The organism is Dyella sp. SG609 (assembly GCF_012275375.1).
Classification (GTDB): domain Bacteria; phylum Pseudomonadota; class Gammaproteobacteria; order Xanthomonadales; family Rhodanobacteraceae; genus Dyella_D; species Dyella_D marensis.
Genome location: NZ_JAAZQJ010000005.1, coordinates 413,024 through 432,598, shown reverse-complemented (window position 1 = coordinate 432,598; position 19,575 = coordinate 413,024). Strand labels below are relative to the sequence as shown.

24 protein-coding genes are annotated in these 19,575 nt (G+C 57.3%); 2 read left to right on the top strand and 22 right to left on the bottom strand.

Features of this window, described 5'->3' with window-relative positions:
• Positions 1 to 51: 51 nt before the first annotated feature.
• Together FHW85_RS12685 and FHW85_RS12680 are read right to left on the bottom strand one after the other, a co-directional pair.
• Complete coding sequence (locus FHW85_RS12685) at positions 52 to 609, bottom strand: helix-turn-helix domain-containing protein (protein WP_282597537.1); 558 nt, start codon at positions 607 to 609, stop codon at positions 52 to 54.
• Between the two features lie 25 nt (positions 610 to 634).
• On the bottom strand, positions 635 to 853 hold the full coding sequence (locus FHW85_RS12680) for a DNA-binding protein (protein ID WP_168648469.1): 219 nt from the start codon (positions 851 to 853) through the stop codon (positions 635 to 637).
• 94 nt (positions 854 to 947) lie between these two features.
• Here FHW85_RS12680 and FHW85_RS12675 point away from each other — a divergent pair, with 94 nt between their 5' ends.
• Both FHW85_RS12675 and FHW85_RS12670 read left to right on the top strand, forming a co-directional pair.
• On the top strand, positions 948 to 1,277 hold the full coding sequence (locus FHW85_RS12675; protein WP_168648468.1) for a hypothetical protein: 330 nt from the start codon (positions 948 to 950) through the stop codon (positions 1,275 to 1,277).
• A gap of 139 nt (positions 1,278 to 1,416) precedes the next feature.
• Entirely contained in the window at positions 1,417 to 1,614 is a 198-nt protein-coding gene (locus tag FHW85_RS12670) for an antitoxin VbhA family protein (protein WP_210427771.1), read from the top strand.
• A gap of 142 nt (positions 1,615 to 1,756) precedes the next feature.
• On the opposite strand, the gene FHW85_RS12665 is transcribed toward FHW85_RS12670, so the two are convergent.
• The 20 genes from FHW85_RS12665 to FHW85_RS12565 all read right to left on the bottom strand — a co-directional run bounded on the left by FHW85_RS12665 (position 1,757) and on the right by FHW85_RS12565 (position 18,553).
• Positions 1,757 to 2,785, bottom strand: coding sequence for an SOS response-associated peptidase family protein (locus FHW85_RS12665; protein ID WP_168648466.1), 1,029 nt, complete (start codon positions 2,783 to 2,785; stop codon positions 1,757 to 1,759).
• Positions 2,786 to 3,921: 1,136 nt separating this feature from the next.
• Complete coding sequence (locus tag FHW85_RS12655) at positions 3,922 to 4,191, bottom strand: hypothetical protein (protein WP_168648465.1); 270 nt, start codon at positions 4,189 to 4,191, stop codon at positions 3,922 to 3,924.
• Between the two features lie 985 nt (positions 4,192 to 5,176).
• Positions 5,177 to 5,632 carry a hypothetical protein gene (locus tag FHW85_RS12650; protein ID WP_168648464.1) on the bottom strand — a complete coding sequence of 152 codons (456 nt, stop codon included), beginning with the start codon at positions 5,630 to 5,632 and terminating at the stop codon, positions 5,177 to 5,179.
• Between the two features lie 147 nt (positions 5,633 to 5,779).
• A complete protein-coding gene (locus FHW85_RS12645; protein ID WP_168648463.1) occupies positions 5,780 to 5,950 on the bottom strand; it encodes a hypothetical protein in 171 nt (56 codons plus the stop codon).
• Positions 5,951 to 6,439: 489 nt separating this feature from the next.
• Entirely contained in the window at positions 6,440 to 6,790 is a 351-nt protein-coding gene (locus tag FHW85_RS12640; protein ID WP_168648462.1) for a hypothetical protein, read from the bottom strand.
• Positions 6,791 to 6,937: 147 nt separating this feature from the next.
• A complete protein-coding gene (locus tag FHW85_RS12635; RefSeq protein ID WP_168648461.1) occupies positions 6,938 to 7,138 on the bottom strand; it encodes a hypothetical protein in 201 nt (66 codons plus the stop codon).
• Between the two features lie 281 nt (positions 7,139 to 7,419).
• Positions 7,420 to 7,671, bottom strand: coding sequence for a hypothetical protein (locus tag FHW85_RS12630; RefSeq protein WP_168648460.1), 252 nt, complete (start codon positions 7,669 to 7,671; stop codon positions 7,420 to 7,422).
• 276 nt (positions 7,672 to 7,947) lie between these two features.
• Positions 7,948 to 8,259, bottom strand: coding sequence for a hypothetical protein (locus FHW85_RS12625; protein ID WP_168648459.1), 312 nt, complete (start codon positions 8,257 to 8,259; stop codon positions 7,948 to 7,950).
• Between the two features lie 864 nt (positions 8,260 to 9,123).
• A complete protein-coding gene (locus FHW85_RS12620) occupies positions 9,124 to 9,663 on the bottom strand; it encodes a hypothetical protein (RefSeq protein ID WP_168648458.1) in 540 nt (179 codons plus the stop codon).
• A 455-nt stretch (positions 9,664 to 10,118) separates the two neighbouring features.
• Positions 10,119 to 10,325 (bottom strand): hypothetical protein, encoded by a 207-nt coding sequence (locus FHW85_RS12615; RefSeq protein WP_168648457.1) that lies wholly within the window; start codon positions 10,323 to 10,325, stop codon positions 10,119 to 10,121.
• A gap of 452 nt (positions 10,326 to 10,777) precedes the next feature.
• Positions 10,778 to 12,235 (bottom strand): hypothetical protein, encoded by a 1,458-nt coding sequence (locus FHW85_RS12610; RefSeq protein WP_168648456.1) that lies wholly within the window; start codon positions 12,233 to 12,235, stop codon positions 10,778 to 10,780.
• 601 nt (positions 12,236 to 12,836) lie between these two features.
• Complete coding sequence (locus FHW85_RS12605; protein ID WP_168648455.1) at positions 12,837 to 13,034, bottom strand: hypothetical protein; 198 nt, start codon at positions 13,032 to 13,034, stop codon at positions 12,837 to 12,839.
• A gap of 435 nt (positions 13,035 to 13,469) precedes the next feature.
• The gene (locus tag FHW85_RS12600) at positions 13,470 to 14,354 is read right to left on the bottom strand and encodes a DUF5309 family protein (protein ID WP_168648495.1); all 885 of its coding nucleotides are present in this window, start codon (positions 14,352 to 14,354) and stop codon (positions 13,470 to 13,472) included.
• 59 nt (positions 14,355 to 14,413) lie between these two features.
• Positions 14,414 to 15,106 carry a hypothetical protein gene (locus FHW85_RS12595; RefSeq protein WP_168648454.1) on the bottom strand — a complete coding sequence of 231 codons (693 nt, stop codon included), beginning with the start codon at positions 15,104 to 15,106 and terminating at the stop codon, positions 14,414 to 14,416.
• A 138-nt stretch (positions 15,107 to 15,244) separates the two neighbouring features.
• Complete coding sequence (locus FHW85_RS12590; RefSeq protein ID WP_168648453.1) at positions 15,245 to 15,409, bottom strand: hypothetical protein; 165 nt, start codon at positions 15,407 to 15,409, stop codon at positions 15,245 to 15,247.
• 173 nt (positions 15,410 to 15,582) lie between these two features.
• Positions 15,583 to 15,876, bottom strand: a complete 294-nt coding sequence (locus FHW85_RS12585; RefSeq protein ID WP_168648452.1) for a hypothetical protein — start codon at positions 15,874 to 15,876, stop codon at positions 15,583 to 15,585.
• A gap of 260 nt (positions 15,877 to 16,136) precedes the next feature.
• A complete protein-coding gene (locus FHW85_RS12580; protein WP_168648451.1) occupies positions 16,137 to 16,511 on the bottom strand; it encodes a hypothetical protein in 375 nt (124 codons plus the stop codon).
• Between the two features lie 132 nt (positions 16,512 to 16,643).
• On the bottom strand, positions 16,644 to 17,468 hold the full coding sequence (locus FHW85_RS12575; RefSeq protein ID WP_168648450.1) for a hypothetical protein: 825 nt from the start codon (positions 17,466 to 17,468) through the stop codon (positions 16,644 to 16,646).
• 105 nt (positions 17,469 to 17,573) lie between these two features.
• Positions 17,574 to 18,011 (bottom strand): hypothetical protein, encoded by a 438-nt coding sequence (locus FHW85_RS12570; RefSeq protein WP_168648449.1) that lies wholly within the window; start codon positions 18,009 to 18,011, stop codon positions 17,574 to 17,576.
• 293 nt (positions 18,012 to 18,304) lie between these two features.
• Positions 18,305 to 18,553, bottom strand: coding sequence for a hypothetical protein (locus tag FHW85_RS12565; RefSeq protein ID WP_168648448.1), 249 nt, complete (start codon positions 18,551 to 18,553; stop codon positions 18,305 to 18,307).
• Between the last annotated feature and the right edge of the window lie 1,022 nt (positions 18,554 to 19,575).

Genomic DNA, 19,575 nt, shown 5'->3' with positions numbered 1-19,575 from the left:
CGCCATGGACATCTGGGAGGCCTTGCGCCAATGATGTTCGAGGCGGCTAACTCAAAATCCAGTAGCTAACCGTCTACGAAAGCGGGGGCGTACCACATTGCTGGGCACGTTGACGAGAAGCTCTCGGATTTCTACCAGTTCGGCAGTGGGAAGGTTGCGTGGAAACCGAAGGATCGTCGGAGCGTGGTTCTGACCCTCGTTCGGTTGTAGTGGTGATTCGTGTTTTTGGTTCTGTTTGGGTTCTTGGCATGACGTATCTGTGTCACACCCCGGCCGACAACGCTGTGTCACCGGGGTGGTGTCTGGGACGTCACCCCGGGCATGGCATTTGGCCTGGGGTGTCAGTTTGTCATGGGGGTGTTCAGTGCCCAGCCAATAGCTGTTGGACGTTTGGCCTCGCCCAGGGACGAAGCGTCTGGTTACGGTAACGAGACCAGTCGTTTCGAACTCTCTCAGTACGCGCTGCACGGTGCGAGATGAGACTCCGCATTTCACTGCAACCGTCCTGACTCTAGGCCAGCAACGGCCCTCCTCGTTCGCAGCATCAGCCAAGGCCATAAGAATGAGCTTAGATGCTGGTGGAAGCTGCTGCTCCCATGCCCAGTTCATCGCTTTTACGCTCATGGCTGTCCGCTCAGGCTTCGTCAATCAAGCGAGCAATCTCGGAGATACGAAAATAGACTCGCCGACCAAGCTTGATTTTTGCGGGCCTGAGTTTGCAGGCAATTTCGTTGTTGCCGGATAGCGATACACGTAATCCGTTGGAACTTCTGCCAAGAATCTCGGCAACCGCATCGAGCGAAAGGAGCGGGGACCCGTATTTATTAAGCAAAAGTGCTTCAGTGCTCGTCATCGCGGCAGCTCCATTAACTTACCATTGTGTGGTAATTTTAAGATTACCAATCTTTGGTAAGATTGCAACTAGTTAGGCACAGAGATGCACAAATATGATCGACTTAGCTCCGGCCGATGCTGATCTACGCGAGAGGGTGATCTGGGTCGTCAACGAATTCGTTGGTGCCTGGAGGAAGTACCAATACCTCGAAAAGCGCACTGGGATTTCGGCTCGTAAGTGGCAAAACGTCTGCAATCGCGTGCAGCAGCCAAGTATCGAGATGATTGCGGCACTGGCGAAAGAACGCCCTTACTTTCTAGCTTGGATGATCACAGGTCGGAGCATCACGACGGTGCAAGTGAATCCATCTATGGAAGGCTGGGTAGATAAGGTGGTACAGCAACGCATAGTGAAATCTTCTCCTCCCTCAGGAGAATCTTGAGCCGAGGAATATTGAATTTGACCTGGTCCAGCGGAAACGTACTCGCTGACATCGACTTTGTTGAGCCCGACACCGGCCTCTACAAGACGAGCCAGGAACTCATGTTCGCGATCAAAAGATGGAAGCAGAGGCGATTACCATGACCACAAAGCGCAAGGCCGTCACCGCCGAGGAACGTACTCGCAGGCTAGCAGCGGTCGACGGTGCCCGTGCGAATGTTGGCCTTGAGGGCTTCAAGCCAGATGCTTCGACAGAGGAACTCGCTCGACGGTACGTCAATGGCGAGATCAGCATGGCTGAACTTCTCTCGTTGTCGGAACGTACCGCCCAGCACTGACCACGGTTGTCAAATCCTGCGTTTTTTTGCGGATTCCGCAAAAAACTTGCTTGATTCGAGGTCCACTGGACCGCGCTCAGTACGATCTTGACAACATGGTGGTGCCAATCAGCATGTCGGCGTTGCCCAGCCCGACCATTCCTCAACGTCCGTCGAACTTGCTCCGACGGATGATGGCCGCCGGGGCGTCATCCACCCTCTCTGGCAGCTCGTGCTGATAGTAAGCGTCGATTGGGTCATCGAGGATGGCGTACATGGCCGACAGATGCCCGGGGTCGGGCTCCAGCCATGCATCGATGTTTTCGGGCTTCAGAGCGACTATGCAGCGGTCGTGACCAGCGTCCTGCACTTCAGGTGGCGGGTCGCGCGTGATCGCGGCGAAGGAATAGAACCCCTTCTCCGTGTCCGTTGCCTCGACATAGCGCCAGAGGCATGCGAGGAACATCTCCTGCGCGGGCTCTGGCTGGAAACGAATCTCGACGGGAATGTCGCGCTCGCCCGGCACGAGGTCTCGGTGCTGCAGTCTGTGGAGCGAAACGCTTTCGTAGAAGCGGCGCGCGACGATCACGCCGTGGTTGTAACCAAAGAGCTTCTTCCAGACAGTGTGCAGCTTGTCCTTGCGCGCATTGTACGTGCCCGGCCTCTCAATCTCGTCAGCCTTGGTCCATCCAGGCAAGCGACAGCGGTAGCGCGCCGGCACGATCATGCGCGCGCCGGTCGCGGGATCGCGGATCAGCACTGGAGCGAACTGGCCCGGCCACATGCGACCGTATCCATCAGCGTTGGCTTGAGATTTGATTTCGTCCAGCTTCTCGCGCGCAGCGGTTATCTTGTTGGTAGCCACCCGCTTGTCGTTCTCCGCCTTCTTTGTAGGCTTGAGTGAGGCCAGCACGACCTCCGCCTTCACCAAGCGCTCGGTCTGCACGGAGATCTCTTCTTCAACCGCGAGCGTGGCGGCCTGATAAGCCTCCAGCATCTTCTCTTTGACACCCATCTCGCCTTCGTTGCGAGGGTGCTCAAAGGGTTCACGCATGGCCTTGGGGACGACCTTGAACAAATCGCCCGTAAATCGCCTTGCCTCCATCATCTTGGCAAAGGCGTGGATATCGAGCGTGCCACCCATGCGCTCGTATAGACGGAAGTCTTCCCAAACTTCGGCGGAGTAGCACACGGCGTCCCCCTCCTAAGGGGAAGGTCGTACGTTCGAATCGTATCGGGGGCACCAAAAACAATGACTTACGGTATTGACAAATCCGTCCCTCCGTTTCTGGTGGTTCCTTTTCGGCCTGTTTGGTCACAGTGGTCACAGTGACTTTTAGGCCTTCGGGATCGTCTCCCAATGCGCTCCGGCCCACCTCATGGCATGCCGCTCCGCCCTCTCCCTGGTCCCGTAGTAGTGATACGTCTCGGGCTTGTAGATGCTGATACCTTGCGGGCAAAAGTGGAGCACCCATCCATGATCGATACGCTTGCTTATCTTGAGAAAAGGAACCGTGCGGACAGGGCTGATCAGCCTGCCCGTCCATAGGTCGAGAAGATCAAGTCCGCAGCTGACGCGCTCCCATTCGATGAGGATGTCGGGCATCGGCGCAGGGTACGCCGGGGCGGTCTCAGCGGCTTAGATGCGGTTATCCGTGACCGTGATGTCTTTGAACGCTGTAGCCGATGTGGCGTCAGTCACGGTGCAGCGGTAGGTGCCGGTGTAGAGGCCTGCGGGGGGGCGTCCAGGCCTCGTAAAGCTCGTTCCCTGCGTACTTGGCGAACTGATGCCGAACGAATCGCCGCTGATGTAGGTCCATGCGTAAGTGAACGGTGCCAACCCGCCCGTTACGGTGGCCGAGGACGATCCAATAGTGTCGTTAGAAACGGCCGAGTTCGTGCTGCCTGAGACGTTGCCGGCAGAGACTGACATGGGGGTGTATTTCACGGCCCCGGCGAGCTAGGAAAGACTGATGGGTAAGGCTGTTGGAACGCCAGCGTTAGCGGCCGTGTTCGGCACCCACGCTCCACCGCGGAGGAATGCAGATAGGGACGTTCCTGTGGGCGCCCCGAACTCGGTGTAAACGTCAGATAGCTTCGGATTGGACGGAACAGCCATGGTTATGCCTCAAGCGCCGAAACGCGCCCAGCAAGCTCCTTCAGCGCGTTGGTGATGAGGGCTGTCAGCTGACCATGGGATAGGGTCATGAGGCCGTCAGAGCGTCGCGCCACAGCCTCCGGCACCACTTCCGCCACATCCTGGGCGATGAAGCCGATTTCACTCCTGCCATCCTTCTCATAAGAGCACGGGGCTAACTTAAGGAGTGCCTAGAGACCACGATCAAGCGGCTTGATATTGGACTTCAGGCTTACATCCGATAGCGACTGGAAGTCCGGTGCCGTACATACGCCCGTCGTGTTCACGATGCTAAGCGTCTTGCGCGGCGTCGAGCCTGCCGAATCGTAGGAGTAAAACGAGAAGTCGGCGTTGGTTTCCAGCCACTGCTTCCAACGCGGCACACCGTTGCCCCAGCCGAAGTTAGATAGGTTGGTTTGCGTACCAACGGTGCCGATGCTCTGGTTGAACAGGCTGTTCACCTACATATTGCCGTTGGCTGTAATGAGACCCGAGAAGATCGCGCCAGCCAGAGCTGCATAGTTGGCAGGATTGAAGTTGCCAGCGTCCCAGGCAGCGTTACCGTTGAACGTAGGCCGGCTAGAGAAGGACCATGCACCAGCGCCTGACATGGTCGCATAGGTAGACGAGCCGGACCCGAACGCCAAGCCGGTGCCCGAAGTGGCCTCACCGAACTACACAAAACCATGCTGCGACGAGTCTACCTTTCGATAGATGCTCATGACAGCCGTCGTCCAATCTGAGCCATTAGAGACTCGGGTGTGCTGGGTAACGAGCTGATCGTTATTCGACGTGGCCTACTGGAACAGAGTCGGCACGTAGAAGTTGCCGGCTGTATTGCCCAAGGCTGCAGTCGGCGCAAAGGTTACGGAACCGGTCATAGTTCCACCGGCCACCGGCAAATAGCCAGGCTATTGGGTGCCGCAGACATAGATCCAGTTGCCAGAGCCGAGGGAGCGGAAACGAATCACATCGCCAGCCGCGGTAGTGATGTTTGCCGCACCTGGAATGGCGATAGCGCTGGAATTAACGATGGTGCAGGCGCCAGCGAATCGGCACTCGCGGACAATACCCGCAGCAGTCGTGCCAAAGGACGAGATGCTTGCCGATCCGGTGATCTGGACGGATTCGGCGTCTGCCGAGCCTAGATCGGTCGTAGAGCCGGCCGCCAGAGTCGCCGAAGCCAGGGCATTCGTAGAGCGTATAATGGCCTACACCGCCCTCAGATAGTCGTCCAGGCTATTGCCGATGGGATCGGAGCCAGCCGGGCTATTCGAAGCGGCGATGGTGAACAAATCCGCCATTTTTACAGGTACGGGCATGTCTGATCCTCAGATGACCTTTTTCAGGATTGCGGCTGGGTTCGTAGTGGGGCCGGTGATAGCCATTGTGCTGTTCGGGACCGCTCGGCTTGGTGCTATGGCCTTAGTCAAATGGATGCCGGATTCATGGCTGAAGCGCCGGCTTCTGACTGATACCGAGACCGGCAGATTGGCCTATAAGCCCACCAGCACTAGCGGCGTACTGCGCAAACGCTGATCGCTGTGCCGGAGTCATTCGGCGAATGATGGCTTGAGATTCGGCCGATTGCGGATTGAGCATAACCTGGGCAAGCTTTTCTTTGATTTGGTCAGGGACATTGAACAGCCCATAGACCTTGCTGACTGGTGTCGTGAGGCGGCCAAGTAGACCGCTGTCAGCCAGTGATGGCAGGCCTATGCCATTGCCTATCTCGCTCAAAAGATTCTGGCTTGCAAGGTTCTGGACAGTATTGGACCCGACTGAACGACCAGTGTTGTTGGCCACCTTCAGACGGGACAGGTCACCAAGGAGTGATGTAACCGCGTCCTTCTGCTGCGGAGCCAGGATAGAAGATGCACTCGCCTGCTTCTGACCCGTCACTTTCTATGCGAGTGAGTCAAGCTGCTTTACCGCATTACCGAATCGGTCTGGCGTAAGTACGGGGTTACCGAGCTGATCTACAATCTGGCCGAATTCACCAGCCTGTGGGCTAGTAACCCGCGAGAGAAGTCCGCGGCCAAGCTCAAGCTAATTAACCGGCTGACTCATGTCGCGGAATGCCAAGCGCGCATCACGATAAGCAGGATTCTGCCGCTCAAGTTCCGCTACAAATGCAGCCTTGGTGTTTGCAATGGCGCTTTGCTCAACCTTTCCGATGCCCTGCTGTTGCGCGGTGTTCAATGCATCATCAAGGGCCATCTTAACGTAGTGCTGCCCGCGAAGCGAAGTTAGCGGGTCGCCAAGATCAATCCCCTGATTATCTGCAATGGTCTTTGCAGTCTTTACGGCCTGCTAGATCGCCGGTCGCTGTGCAAGTTCCTGCATTCGCGCGGAAGGCTGAACGATCTTATCCGCCTGATCCATTGCCGATTGCAGGGTAGCGCCCTATTGCGGCGACAGGGGCAGGCCATACTGCTGCGCCTAAGCCTGTTGTGCAGCGTCTAAAGCTTGCTTCCTCGTCTGATCGGCGCTCCACTGCCTGGCGATCTGCTGCGAATCGTTGTCTTGGAACGCCTGTTGGTAGCGCATATCGGCTGTCGCACTTCGACGTGCAATGGCATTATCTAGCTGATCCTGCGTACCGGCCACGCCCTGAAGAAGCCCCAAGCGAGCGGCATTATTCTTCGCCTACTGCTCGGTGAACTGCTGCATGAGAGCAGGATCTCGCTCAAATACCGCACGCTGAAGCTAAGCTAGACCGGCATCGCCAGTCTGTTCCGCCATGCTCGCATTCACACCAGGAATCTGACTGGCAGTCGCATTCTTGGCTGCATTACCGCCGAATCGGGTGAGCGTATTGGCGACGATCTGGTCTTGCCCCTTATCGAAGAATGGGGCGAGCAGCGCTTTGGCTCCGCGATAGGTGGCGCCAAGGCCATTGACGATGCCGTGACCACCCAAGCCTGCCCCAGCACCGATGGCGGCATTTCCCAAGCGACTCCATTCGCTCTGGTCGGCGGAAAGGGGTTGGATGGCGCCCTGGAGACCACCAGAGATAGCCGCGCCCGTATATCCGCCAGGCACAATCGAGCCTGCCAAGCCGGCGCCCTTAAGGGCTGTGCCGCCAGCAATGGCTTGCAGTGCCTAACCGGAGATGTTTCCAAGGACGCCAGCCTTCGTCCCCATCAGGGGGGCATCCTGGGCGTTGGCGTCGGACTGCTCCTGCTTCAGACGGTCGTATGCGGCCTATGCTCGATCACCCACCAAGGGAAGGTGTGAGGCAAGACCCGCGCCGACCTGCTGAAGACCACGCAGGTTGTCCACCACAGACTTACCCATGCCGGCAGCATAGTTCTGCCAATCCGTGCCAAGGCCGTTCGCCGGAGCATCATCCAGGCCAACAAGATGACCCAAGCCAGCCTGACGATAGAAGTCCTGCGGCAGCATGTCGGCGTAATACTTCTTGCGGATAGCTGCTGCCAGCTTTCCGTCCGAAACGTCCGCGTACTGCGGGTACTGCTACCGGATATCGTCAAGAATGCTCACTGTCCAATCCCAAGGCCGAGAGGATCTTGCTGGTTAAGGTTGACCTGTGCGGAGGGCGCGCCAGCCGACCCGCCGGCAAACTTCTGGAACGTCTTCGCAGCCTTCGGCGTAACGACCTAAATGGAGCGTGAGCCGTAACCCATGGCCTGATTGGCCTAATCCTGGATCGCAGCCAACCGGCTCTATACAAGTTCGGCGTAGGTCTTCAGGGTTGCGCGCAGATTGCTGTTAGGAGCGTTGGGATTCAGCGATTCGCCGATTTCCTTGCGATCACCCAGCGCGCTTTGGCCGCCAGCGAAGACCTTTGCAGCCTCATCGCCCACCGCCTTGGCAGAGGTGTTGAACTGAGCCAGGGCCTGACCACGCTTACCGCCAAACTCCGATCCAACGAAGTTGCTTGCGCGGTTTACGAGAGAGATATTGGAGTTGTCCATCTAATCCAGGCTGTCAGAAAGGGTCTGTAGATGGCCCGCAAGCGTGTTGAGCGCCTTAATTTCCATCGAGCCTTTTCCGGATGTGAAGTTCTGCCGTGCGGCTGCGCGAGATTTGTAGCTTCCGGCATCCAGCGCGGGGTCTACCTGCTGAGCAGCGGCGATGGCAGATTGCCACTATGGACTCATGGCCTGTCGTCCGGTGGGGACCGGATACCGGCCATCCACGATGGCCTGAACCATGTTCTTCTCTTGATCGGGAAGACTATCCAAGTAGTCCTAACCGCTCAAATTGCTTTGCTGCGGTTGACCACCCCTTGGTTGAATGCCGAGTTTCGCCCGAATGTCATCGTCGGTTGCACCAAACTGGCGCATGAGGGCAATCTGCTGAGCAAGAGCCGATCCAGCGGACTGCTGAGGCTGCCAGCGTGGCGCTGTCGCTAGTGGCCTCCAGGAGCCGTCCTCCTGCTGCTCTTGGGTAACGATGTTGTTGCCCGAATTGATTTGCCGAACGGCCTTTGCACGAGCATCCGCCTGAGCCTTCTGCGCCTGCGCCTCGTACAACTTGGAATGAAGCAGATTCTGCTGCATCTCAATAGATGCTTGCGGATCAATGCTGCTCAGCGCCTACTGATAGCCCTGCATATCGAACGTGCCGTCAGGCTTGGCAAACTTGGTCGCAAGCGCCTGCATCTGCTGCTTACGCTGCATATCGGCCATCGCAGACTGCATCTGTGCCTGCCTGTAGCGTGAAGTTTGGAGATTGGACGCACCCTGCTGGACACTATCCATGCCACCGAGAAGTCCGCTAGAAATTGCCTGAAACGGCGTTACTCCCACTTGGCCGTTAGCCGACAGGATACCGAGGCCAGCGCGCAGAAGCCCCTGATTTGCGATCTTCTGCTGATCCTAATCGCTCAGCCCGCTGGTGTCACCGAATAGACCGCTATACCAAGCCATTAGCTGTGACTCCCCCAGCCATTCATCAACATCTGAAGGCCGATATTACCTAGGTTTTGATTGGATAGACCTTGCGATGACATGAGCCGCCTCAGCCGATCACCCATGCTGAATCCAGAGGCTCCCTGATTAGATAGCGGTCCATTCACATAGCTAGGGATGCCACCCTATTCACCCGTAGCGAAGTTCATCTGCTGCTATAGCTGTTGCGATGGATCGAGCCACGATGGCAGCTGACCCACATAATGTTGGGGCTAGCCATACGCTCCAATCTGATATCCGACCTAAGGAGATGCCTGCATTCCTGAGAGAAAGTTGAATCCGGTCATGATTTCCTCACAGATAGTAGCCAAGCAGGCCAACACCACCACCGATAGCAGCACCCCATGGACCGCCTACGGCCATGCCAGTGGCGGCTCCGCCCGCAGCTGATGCGAGCGCTCCTCCGGTGCTCCGCGGCTTGTATGCGGGATTCAAACCAGTGGTCGATTGACCCTAGAACGCACCCTGAACCGAGTTGAGCGCCTGCCCCATATTCGCCAGACGCTGCTGATCGTAGCCATATGCCTGGTTGTACCAGTTGTTCGCAGCCTGATCGAGCATCCCTTGATTGACCTGCTGCTGACCCGCAGCAAGGTTGCCGTACTGCCCCAAGAACTGGCTCTGCAGGGCATTGGCACCCGTCACGCCTTGCGATGCGTTGAGAATCAAGCCGGCATTCTGCTGGGCTGCACCGAGCTGATTAGCGATGCCTTGCTGATACAACGACGCGTTACGAGCAAGGTCGGTCTGCTGAGCCTGCACATTGCGATTCAGTGCGTTCTCGGCGAGCTGCTGCTGGTTCTGGTAGTCCTGGCCGTAGAGGCTCGTAGACACCTGGCCGAGGTTCTGGGCCAAGGTGTTCTGCGACTGCTGCATGGCGTCGTTGTAGGCGCTGCCGCCGAAGGCACCGTTCTGTGCGAACTGCGCAGCGAGAGCCGGTGACGTGTTCTTGTTGTAGCTGTCGACAATGTTTTGCTGGGCCTGGTTGACCATCTGCCCCAGGTAGGGATTCTGGCCGGCGTACCGGTTCGTGCCGACGTTCGTGGTCTGGCCCAGGAACGGGTTGGCGCTTGGATTGACGCTATAGCCGCCGTTGAGAACGTTCTGCAGCTGGGCGGCCTGAGCGGCCTGGTTGGTACCCTGGCCTGCAGCGCCCTAGCCCGCCATGGTGAGCGCGCCCATCTGCTCAGGCGTCAGCCCGGCAACGGTCTGTCCGTTGTACTGCTGATAGGGCTAGTTATTTACCGCCTGCGCCTAGTTGATGTAGTTCTGATAATCGTTCGACAGCCACGCAGGCAGCTATACCTGAGTGGTGGTCGTGGTGTTCTTCGGCTAGGAGCTGCCACCCATGGTTAGACCTCGTAGAGACTGGTAACGCGTCGGAACTTGCCGACCCAAGATGCGTCTTGCGGCGTCCAAAATAAAGTTCGGTTCAGGCCTGCCGCACTCTAAATATATTTGGCAACCTCAAACCCGTAGTGTCCTTGGCCCTTGGCGTCCGACCAGCCAAGCCAGATGTTCAGGTCAGCCGACACGGCGAATGGCATCACCACTACTTCGCAAACAATGAAGCCCGCAAGGTGGCCGTCCTCTGCATGGAAGACATACAGGGTGGCCTTATTGGCAGCTAGGGCTGCATAGACGTCCTCAGGCATCCACGGCTCATCATTCGTGCTGCGTATCTGCTGGATGCCAGGCAGAACTTCAGACCAAAACTGTCGAACAAGCTACACCGGGACCGCCTGAAACTTCATCTTCCCGTCGTTCGTGGTGCCAGATAGCATCGGAAGCATTCAATTACCCGTCAGTGCGCGTTCTTGGACAAAGGTTGGGGCAGTAGCGGAGAAATCGCCCGCCACCGTGCACCGCCAACCACGAATGATGTACTTCGATCCTGCCGTGCCAAGCTCCGATACGGCGCTGTTAGCGACGAAATCGCCCTAGTTCCACCTGCCAGAAGACGGGACTGCGGTTTGAGCGTTCGTGACGGCTTGCAGCTAACCCTCAGACAGGGCATTGAGCTAAAAAGTAATGTCTCGGATGAGCTGCGTCAGCCTCAAAATCTGCTGCTGCAGATCCTGGGGCAGCCTGGGGTCGGTCTGAATTCTCATTCGCGGCTCGCCTGCTGGATATCGACGTCAAGACCGTTGAGAGACACAGGCCCAGACCAGTCGAAACGCACGCGGTGCCAACGGGCGATGCGCCGGAAGTCGAAACGAGCCTGGCTTGACTGCGAAATCGTCTGATCTTGGGTCGGAGCAACGCCAAGATTGCCGCGGTAGTAGTTCGTGCCGATTCCGGTGGTCGGCTGCGTCCTGTAACGGGGGGTGGCTCGCCGGAACATGCTCCAATTGGTCTGGTCTCCAAAGTCACCAGAAACCAGATAAGAGGCTCCGGGGCTTCCCGTCAGCGAATAGAGCTTGTGATCGGTGCCAATCACTCCGGGCACAGTCTGATCGCTGATCCAGAACGGCGAGTCGTAGGCGATGTTTGGCAGATTGTCGTAGGTCGAATACAGCGTGCCAAGACCATCATAGGTGACAGCACCCGACGCATACTCAACAGCAGATTCGATGCTCTGCGATGCCCTTCCCCACTGATTCGTGCGGATGTTGTAGACGATGCAGCTATCACAGATTCCCGTGGTTGAAGCCACGGAAGGGTAATACCAGTACACAAGGTCGCGGGCCAGATCGACAGCCCCAATAATGTTGGCTCGCTGCGATCCGTTCAGTGATTGGAAGAACCATTGCCGAATAGGAGCGCCAATGGACCGCGGGACCGTACCGTCATAGACATAGATGTCCGCCGGACCGATGAAAAAGTGGGAAGAACCCACGACGACCACAGACTCCTGACCTGAGCACCCGATATCGCCTGGAATGCGCTGCCAACTCCACACAACGGGAGGGCCGACATATCGCCCCAGGAACATCGACTTGGCCTTGTAGGCCACGACATCGTCGCCAAGCTCGCGCATCGCCGTAATGCGGCCAGGCGCGGTAACTAGGCGGCCATTAGCGCACTGGGTGGATACAGCGGGCGTCCACACCGCCTGGTTGAACAGGCCAGAACACCACCACCCATCAGGCTGATCACCGAACGATCCGGTAAGGTCGGATACATCGCCTACGAGGACAAAGCCTGAGGCTGAACACATGACCGCTGCGGCGGGTGCAGTGGCGATATCTGCAAAATTGGCGCTTGGAGCAGCCTGTTGGATGCGCTGCGCCCGATTGGTGGCGAGCACATTGTTGCCAAACATCGTGAACCGCCAGCGATTCAGGCCCGTATATCCGCCAGCCTGGCTGCGATCCGTCCAAGTGCTGGCCGTGACATCCCAAAGCTTGGCCTGAGTTCCAGCCACGATGCGCTTGGAGCCATCCAGGAGGGTGCCCACATAGGCGCCCTTACACGCACTGTCCAGGGCAGACAGACCCACATCAACCCGGCTATTGGCTGCCGTGAAGCCTTGGGTAGACGGCACGATCTGGTCGCAGTCAGTGATAACGCCAGGAACCGCCGGATCGAGGTCGGGCGAGAACCCCTGAAGATCAATGCGCATTAGTGCACCACGAAGTCGGGACGCATGCGTGGCGTGGGGCTATAGCGTGCATAGTCATCTTGCCGTCTAAGCGCGTCCATGGCCGTTTCGTATCCAGATCGCCAAATGGGAATGCGGTCGTCATCCTGCATGTACGCTGCGGCCTCCAAGAGTGCGGCGTACAGATACACATTAGGATTGGCGATAACGAGCCAGTTCTAAGTGGCTGATGCGCTTAGCGACGGAACTCCGGCGAAATAGACCATCCGGTAGGCATAGTCCGTGTTGCAATTCAAATAGAGCGTGTTGCCGCCAATCCAGTAGCCTGATGGAACAACCGTGATCGATCGATTAGTGCTTCGCTCGGGAGGGAGTGGATGCAAAGCTGTCTCAACACCACCAATCGTGATGATAAAGGCTTCCATCTGCCTGAAATCGGAGGGTAGCGTAACCTGCTATCCCGAAGACGTGCCCGAGGTAATGGTTTGCTGTGAACGAGTGCGAAGATCGGAATTGATCCTTGCCTCGGCAAGCGCAATGAAGTCAGGAATGGACTGCGTAAGGTCGGTACGCGCAAGCCAGCGGGCGATGGCGTCCTATAGCGTGGCGTAGTCGTTAATCATTAGACCTTACCTTTCCAGATGCGGAACGGCTCGATGGCTGGATCATTGAGCAGCCGAGAGACATGCTCATCATTCGCCATGAACTCATGAACTGTAATGCCATTTCGATTGCAATAGGACTCCACCAACACGGCCGGCACCCTGGCTGCATGGCGCATTTCAGTAGAACCAATAGCACCAGCGGCACGAGCATCCATGACCTATTTAAGGATTGGCTCTACATCCTGGATGCGGTTCAGAGTGGCGTCGTCTCCATCCAAATGGAGCTTAGATATCACGCCCATTCGATGGGTACCACGTTGACCGTGCCGGCAGCAGTGTCCTGGATGGCGGCGATCACGTCACTTCCGGTCACGTTAAGGATGATCGCCTCATTGGGTGTCACAAGCATGTCGGTGGCGAGTGCCGTCGCCGTAGTCTTGCCTACGCGCACATGTGCATTAGCGGTCGCCGAAACACGCACATACCTGGCGACAATGCCTGCCTAGTTGTTGGGGATGGATGCCGACGCTGATGCAGCACCCGTTGTGATATTCACGCCAGTGAGGTTCACATCAAGGCAGATGATCGGACTTTTGAACGACATAACAGCTCCGAAAAGAGAGGGGGCCGAAGCCCCCTCGTTAAGACCATTAGGTCAGGTCGCGAATCACCGCATGAGCGTCCTTGTTGTCCATCTGCAGGCCATATTCCCAGGTCAGCAGCATCTTTTCGGCGTCACCGGTCTTCGCCAGCGGCTTGGCCTCCACGTTACGCAGGGTCTTGAACGTGACGTGGTCCAGATCGAGCAGGTATGCCGAGTTCTCAGAGCCGAAGAAGCGATCCGGCACGACATTCAGACGACCGAAATCGGTCACGTAGAAGTCGAACGCGGCGTTCAACTCGTTGCTGTCGGACTGCTCGAAGCGGGTTGCGTTGCCGGAGAACGTCGAGACAATCACCTTGTCCGAGGGGCGAACCAGCAGAACGCCAGGCGAGCCACCTGCCGTATACGCCGTCTGCATCGCCGACTTGACCAGCGACTCAGTAAGCGCACGGGCCGTACCGGCCACAGGGGCGGTATTGCTGGACGGGATCGGAAACGCACCCGTACCGGCACCCACCGAACCCTGGGTGATCCAGCCGGCGAGACCGCGGGTCTGGCGGGCGGTGCCCGTTGCGCCGGCATTGAAGGTCTGATTGCCGATCAGGGCGACTTCCGCGTCGCGCTTCAGCTCCTTCATCTTCTTCATCTTCTGGAACGCAATTTCGGACTTGCGGCCAGCCTTGTCGACCACCTCTTCAGTGTCCGAGATGATGAAGTTCTTGTAGCTGATCTGCGTGTAATTGCCCCAGCGGGTGCTGGGGGCGACGGCGGTGAACGAACTGATGTCATCGCCTTCCAGCTGGGCGTTGTTGGCCGCGGCCGCCAGGGCGTCGGTCTGCCACTCGAAGAAACGGGCGACGCACTTGGACTTCTTCAGAGACGAATAAAGCGGCGTCTCGGTGGGAGAAATGATGTCGATGACATCCGACAGGTCTTCACGCTAACCGATGGCGGTATACGTGGTGTAGGTATTTGCAACGATGGTCATGATTAGCCTCTATCAGAGCGAGCCATGAGCAGCGCAACCACATCATCATCTCGCCCGGACCGCTTGGCCTTCTGAGCGAGCTGTTGGATTTGCTGCGTCTTGGCGTTAGTTGGGGAATTGGCCGTGCCAGGCTTAACGACCTTCGGAGGGGTCTTCTGCTCCTGAGTCTGCTTGGATTTCACGGCCTGGGCGCGGTCCCATAGCATCGCCTTACGGGCGATGAGGACAGCGCGATGGTCGGTCAAACTGTTCAGCTCATCCGGCGAGTACCCTAGCGAAATGAGATGCTGGGCGATTTCTCGCTGTTCGGCACCACGCTTCGTTGAGTCACGCCAATCAGGCAGCGCATCCAGAAGCTTGGCCTCGTTCACCTTGACGGATTCGTGGAAGGCCTTTTCTTCCTCGTTCTTCCGGATCTGGTCGATGGCTTGGCGTTGCTGGTCTACCTGATTCAGCAGTGCGGCCTTTTGAGACATGCGCTGCTGCTGCCGCAAATACTCCTGCGGGTCGGTTTCGATGAGCTTGGCAAGTTCGGCCTGATTCCCGACAAGCTCCTGATAGAGCGCTGCCGACAGGTTATCGAGCTGGTTAATACGTTGGCCGTATTCCTGCTGGACAAACTGACGTTCTTGCTGCGCCTGCTTGGTTAGCTCTGCCGCTTCGGTCGTCTTGCGCGTGTAGTCCTGCTGCCGCATATAGCCCTTAAAGGCTTCGTCGGCGGAGATTTCCAGTTCCTCACCCTGGACGGTGATCTTGTGCTTGTTGGCAAGCCATTTGCGTTCCTCTGGCGTAGCCTCCTTATCGTCCTGGGCTTCTTCCTTCTGCCCTGCGGCCTATCCTTGGTCGCCTCCATTTTCTTCATCGTCTCCGCCAATGGCGGATGACGTGGAGTCCTCTTCCTCTTTGGGTTCAAGTCGCTTAAGGATGTCTTCCTCGGACAATTCCACCGCGGAGTTATTGTCCTGGCTTTCGTTGAGTTCCGTTTCCGGATTGCTCATGGTGTCACCTCACGGTTATGGCGATATGTCTCGCCCGTTGTTGAGGCGAACACACCATTCGCCCCGATCCACATGGGCGCCTGAGTGCTCGCCTATCCACACCGGGCAATGGCTGTCGAATGACACCCAAATCCGGCAAATCGTCAATGGCCTTATCTGCTTCTCAACGCGTCTTAGAACGATGTCGAGTTCAGCCCAGCTACGCGGGCCGCTTTCTGCGCCAGAGTGGCCTGGGCAACCTTCCCCGTTTCCACATGAGATTCGAGATGACCCTTCACTCTTCGCAGCAGGTGAAGCATCGTCCACAGCTTTTCGCGGCCTTCCGCGTCGCGGGCTGGCGAGTTCTGCCATTTCTCTAAAATCTCCGATTCGATAGCCACAAATGCGTCAACGAGAAGTGGATGGGCCAATAGTTGGGCGGCGTCCTGACCACGCTTGATTTCAAGCTCTGCCTTGTCGTCTGTCATTCCTGCTCGTTCCGCTGTTCGTAGGCCACCACTTCGTCAGCTGTGGATGCGTCCTTGGCGCCCATCGCCTTGGCCGCAGCGATCTTGGCCTCGGCATTGATGCGGGCCACCTCAATCTGCGTCTAGGACTGCAACTCGGCCTTGTAACGCGCCAGGTCTGCGTCTAGCTGCGCCTTGACGGTTGCCAAGCGCTCGTCCTGCTCCAACTTGAGCTGGTTTCGCTGTGCCTCAAGCTCCTTCTCGTGTTGCTGCTGAGCAGCCTAGGCCTGTTGCTTGACGATTTCCAATTGAGCGTCGTTCTGGTGCTTCTGCGACTGTAGCTGGGACTGACTTTGCACCTTGAATTGCTCCAGCTGCATCATTTTATCAGCCTCAGACGGCTGCGGTGGTTGCGGCGGAGCCTGATCGGGCGGCATGAAATATCGGGAAGCATCCTTCTTGCCCATGGCGCTCGCCATGTCTTCAAGCGCGTTGTACGCCTGCTGGGGCATGACTAAGCCATATTGAGCGGCCTGCGATTGAACCTGTAGCAGCTGCATCGCCATGGCTAGCTGGCGATCCTTGGATGCCGTGCCAACACCAACCGAGACCGTCATGTCATAGTTGTTCTTCCATGCACGCGGATCAATGGTCATCCACTTGCCGGAGATGCGGACCTATTCCTGTCGATCCTGGTATTGCGTGACCAGTTTCAGGAGCAGCTGGAAGATACGCTTGACGCCAGTCTCCGCAAAGACGCGGGCCATCAGCTCAACACGCTGAGCGCCCTAATCCATGAGCTGCTGCAGGCCTTCTGAGCCGATTTTTGACTTGCTCAGCTCGTTGCCAACAAGTCCTTGCGAGAACTCCTTGATGCCCGTCCTTGCGTCTCGCACGCCATCGAAGAACTGGATGCCACCAAGCGCTTGGGCACCAATGTCAGGCGTCTGGATGACACTCATGGCGTCCAGCGATTTAGTGCGAACCAGGCCGCCTGGACGAGGATTGAGCAGGTCGTCAAGATTGACCTGCCCCTCCACAACGGTTGTCCGAGGGGTATTGGCTAGGTAAAGGTTATCAAGGTACTGGCGGGTAATCGCGGTCTTGATGCGCTGCAGGTCTTCAACAAGATCCCACATCGAGAGGCCAATGAGCTTGTACGGCATCAGAACGGGCGAGAAGATGGCGAAGGGATGGTCCTCAACCACATCATTCTCGAAAACTACCGTGCCGCACTTCACGACACGACGATACTCCGAGATGCCATCACCGTCGAAATCCACCCGGATGTAGCACTCATTGAGCATGACAATGCGCTGGCTGATGTCGAGCGAATCGTCTTCGTCAATGCTCCATGAGCCGTCGTAGCGCTCACGCTCGTACTTCTCGCCGTATGTGTCGCCAAGCGTGCCCTTGGGAAGCTTATAGACCTGCTCTGCGTCATAGCCCAGGCTTAGGAGATCAGAAATGGTGCGACGAACATCATGGCCAATGCAGCGAAGCCCATCGACATAACGCGAGTCCTTCGAGAACCACATTTCCTCAGGCGGAACGCCCTCTACCTTGAACTGCCTCTTTCGCTCCTTGCGCTTTACCGTGACGTTGTAGGTCACTGGCTGCTACTGAGCACCGCCAACCTGACCGTTCATAATGGTGATGTCGGCCTATTCAACCTCTTCGACCTTCACCACGTCGACAAATTCGTCAGCGCTCAACGCCTACACGTCAACCTGCGAAAGGTTCTCGTAATATTCCTGCCGTTCATCCCAGCGCTCATCGCAGTACGCCTTGACCACGCCGATACGGGTAATGAGGGCCGACTTGATCGCGTCATGTAGTACGACGAAACCCGGGTTCTTGCGGTGCAGCAGATAGGAGCAGTATTCCGTGGCGTCGTTGCAGGCCTTCTCGTCGCCCATCGCCTCTGGTTCAAACTTAACGATGTCGTCCGTGCCGCAGTACATGCGCATGAAGACGGGCATCGCCCATTCCACGACCTCCATCAGCTCCTTGCTGACGATCTTGCTGCGGCCATCAACATCGGGCGGGGCGAGGACACCGCGGGCGTCGCCCACATAGAACGCCATGGCCTTGGCTCGATCCGAGGCAAGCTGGTCGTTCAGGCCGATGCCGTTCGACCGCTCATGGTCAATCAAGGCGCACAGCTAGCCATCCGTCATCGGACCATTCTGACGCTTAATGGCCTCAGCTTCGTCGTACTGTTCGTAGCTCATGTAATGGCGAGACTCGGATAGTTAAGCGTCTTGGTCGACCAGTCTTCGTTACTCAGGCTGGGGGCGACGATGTGGAGGTAGCGAAATGCGTCTGCCCCGTGGCTCCATTCGTCGTGTACGGGTGCGCCAGGCTCGCCAGTGGTCGTCGGGACGCCTCGGCGATACCGCTTGAGGCATTGAATAAGTCGATCCGTCTTGCTGCGGTCGAAGTAAGTCTAGGCAAAGCCGCGGCGGGCATTGCGTATGCCTGCCTCAATGGACTGGTTAGGGATAATCCGCACGTCCCAACCAAGATCACGCATGATTTGCTCTGCTGACTTGCCGGACTTGTAGTCCTTATGCTGGCCGTCATGGGGTAGCCAAATCGTGCCCCAATTCCATTTCTTGTTCTTCAACTCGGCCGAGTAATGATCGAGAGTCTTGTGGCTGTCCTCGATGTATTCAACCACGCGGATCTGGCTCACATGCCGCTAAGCCAAGATGATCGACATCTTGTCGTTCCAGCCAAGATCAAAGACTGCGTGCACCCTCATAGACGGATCGTACGGTAGCTCGCAGATACGGTCAGATGTCTGCGTTGCAGCGACCTCATCAGCATAGATCGCTCCCGTGATGGCTGGTTTGCACTTGCCTTCCCAAATGTTCCTGTACTCGGGATCCGGCAGCGTTGCCTACGCGTGCTTCCGCTCCTTCTCTAGGACTTCCGGAAACCATGGATTGTCGTGATAGTTGACCTCAACAACCCAGGCATCGGGAGGCCTGTTCTAAACGAACCGAACCCATGTCGAATCCGTGTCTAGCTCAGGATTGAAGCTAACCCATATCTCCGAACCGTCCTTTCGGATGGTCGGGATCAGGATAGACCAGCTTCGGTCGCTCACTGCCTGGGCTTCCTCAACCCATACAATGTCGACACCCTCAAACGACTTGATCGACTCAGCCGTCTAGTCGCTAAGGCCGGAGAAGATGAATTCCGATCCATTGGCGCCCTTCAGGACGGCTTGCTGCACCTCGTAGAATGACCCCAGGCCAAGAGCCTGTACCTGGTCGCCAAGGAGCTTGTGCACCGAGTCCTTGATGGACTTCTGCACCTCTCGCGTGCAAAGGACGCGTAGCTGCTTCTAGGCGGCAAGTATGAGGAGTGCTCGGGCGAAGCTCCATGACTTCGCGCTGCCACGGCCACCATGAGCCACCTTGTAGCGCATGGGCTTGAACAACGGCTTGAGCTTGGCGGGAAATTTGGCGTCCGTCATTCAAAGGTGACCGTAATGCTGGCCTTGAGGGGGTCACCATTCTCACCCGTCACTTGCATTGGCAGAACTTTAGCCAGAAGACTCATGAACGGCCCTGGATGCTCTTCGGCCTGCTTGGCGAGGTAGTCAACTCCGCCCTTGCGATCAAGCGCCTCTAGGATCATCTCCCGAAGCTATTTGTTGTTCTTATCGAGGCTGCCCTTCGGACGGCCTGCGCCTTCGCGCTTACCTCC

Coding starts and splice junctions, on each gene's coding strand:
- FHW85_RS12685 (WP_282597537.1), bottom strand. CDS start 609: ATGAACTGGGCATGGGAGCAGCAGCTTCCACCAGCATCTAAGCTCATT.
- FHW85_RS12680 (WP_168648469.1), bottom strand. CDS start 853: ATGACGAGCACTGAAGCACTTTTGCTTAATAAATACGGGTCCCCGCTC.
- FHW85_RS12675 (WP_168648468.1), top strand. CDS start 948: ATGATCGACTTAGCTCCGGCCGATGCTGATCTACGCGAGAGGGTGATC.
- FHW85_RS12670 (WP_210427771.1), top strand. CDS start 1,417: ATGACCACAAAGCGCAAGGCCGTCACCGCCGAGGAACGTACTCGCAGG.
- FHW85_RS12645 (WP_168648463.1), bottom strand. CDS start 5,950: ATGGCCCTTGATGATGCATTGAACACCGCGCAACAGCAGGGCATCGGA.
- FHW85_RS12635 (WP_168648461.1), bottom strand. CDS start 7,138: ATGCTGCCGCAGGACTTCTATCGTCAGGCTGGCTTGGGTCATCTTGTT.
- FHW85_RS12630 (WP_168648460.1), bottom strand. CDS start 7,671: ATGGACAACTCCAATATCTCTCTCGTAAACCGCGCAAGCAACTTCGTT.
- FHW85_RS12625 (WP_168648459.1), bottom strand. CDS start 8,259: ATGCAGCAGAATCTGCTTCATTCCAAGTTGTACGAGGCGCAGGCGCAG.
- FHW85_RS12620 (WP_168648458.1), bottom strand. CDS start 9,663: ATGGTCAACCAGGCCCAGCAAAACATTGTCGACAGCTACAACAAGAAC.
- FHW85_RS12615 (WP_168648457.1), bottom strand. CDS start 10,325: ATGCCTGAGGACGTCTATGCAGCCCTAGCTGCCAATAAGGCCACCCTG.
- FHW85_RS12610 (WP_168648456.1), bottom strand. CDS start 12,235: ATGCGCATTGATCTTCAGGGGTTCTCGCCCGACCTCGATCCGGCGGTT.
- FHW85_RS12605 (WP_168648455.1), bottom strand. CDS start 13,034: ATGGATGCTCGTGCCGCTGGTGCTATTGGTTCTACTGAAATGCGCCAT.
- FHW85_RS12595 (WP_168648454.1), bottom strand. CDS start 15,106: ATGCGGCAGCAGGACTACACGCGCAAGACGACCGAAGCGGCAGAGCTA.
- FHW85_RS12590 (WP_168648453.1), bottom strand. CDS start 15,409: ATGAGCAATCCGGAAACGGAACTCAACGAAAGCCAGGACAATAACTCC.
- FHW85_RS12585 (WP_168648452.1), bottom strand. CDS start 15,876: ATGACAGACGACAAGGCAGAGCTTGAAATCAAGCGTGGTCAGGACGCC.
- FHW85_RS12580 (WP_168648451.1), bottom strand. CDS start 16,511: ATGACCATTGATCCGCGTGCATGGAAGAACAACTATGACATGACGGTC.